This is a genomic window from Nocardioides taihuensis (assembly GCF_042657275.1).
Lineage (GTDB): Bacteria > Actinomycetota > Actinomycetes > Propionibacteriales > Nocardioidaceae > Nocardioides > Nocardioides taihuensis.
The window spans coordinates 1-959 of sequence record NZ_JBHSKD010000036.1; the positions used below are offsets into that span (position 1 = coordinate 1).

Annotated in this window: 1 protein-coding gene; it reads right to left on the reverse strand. The window is 69.0% G+C overall.

Going from position 1 to position 959, the window contains the following annotated elements:
* A partial coding sequence (locus tag ACFPGP_RS23840) for an IS481 family transposase (protein WP_378594060.1) occupies nucleotides 1-915 on the reverse strand: 915 nt, incomplete at its 3' end.
* Nucleotides 916-959 lie beyond the last annotated feature (44 nt).

Consider the following 959-nt stretch of genomic DNA (forward strand, 5'->3'; position numbering starts at 1 on the left):
ACGGCGGACAGTGTTGTAGTGCTCGAGCCACGGTGCAAGGGCGTCTGCCCGCTCGGCGTTGCTGGTGAAGGTCTGGCGGTAGGCCCACTCGGTGGCCAGGGTGCGGTTGAGGCGCTCGACCTTGCCGTTCTGCCAGGGGCAGTGGGGTTTGATGAACTTCTGCTTGGCGCCCAGGTCGGCGCAGACCCGTTTCATGTCGGCCGAGTTCCGGTAGGCGAACGCGTTGTCGGTCATGACCCGTTCGATCCGGGTGATGCCCTTGGCAGCGAAGTAGGCCGCGGCACGCTCGAGGAACGCCGCGCAGGTGGGGCCCTTCTCGTCGGGCAGGATCTCTGAGTAGGCCAGTCGTGAGTGGTCATCGACCAGCGAGTGCACGTAGTCGTAGCCGATCTTGACCTTGCGGTCGCGATTGCCGTTCGCCCGTCCGTGGGCGCGCCAGCCGCCGCCGTCGGGGATCTTGCCGAGCTTCTTGACGTCCATGTGGACCAGCTCGCCGGGCCGGTCGCGTTCGTAGCGCTGCGCGGTGGCCTTCGAGGACCGGATGACCTCCCCGGTCATGGGGTCGCACTCGCGCAGATAGGGGACGCCGTGGCGGCGCAGGATCCGCGCCACGGTGCGCGGCGCGACCCCGACCCGGGGACCGAGGACGTCTTGGCCATCACGGTGCTCAGCCCGCGCGGCGAGGACCTTCTGCTCGACCTCGTGACTGGTGCGGGTCGGCATGGTGTGCGGGCGCGAGGAACGGGTCTCCAGGCCGGCATCGCCCTCGGCGGCGTACCGGTCGAGCCAGGTGCGGACGCACTTGCGGGAAACCCCCATCGCGGCGGCGATGTGGGCCTGCTTCCAGCCAGCCCGGTGGCGCTGGACGATGAGCATGCGGCCGTGCACGGTCAGGCGGGCATTACGGTGGGACACGAGAGCCTCCAGGGTGGAGTGGGACCTAGACAAGCCACACCCCA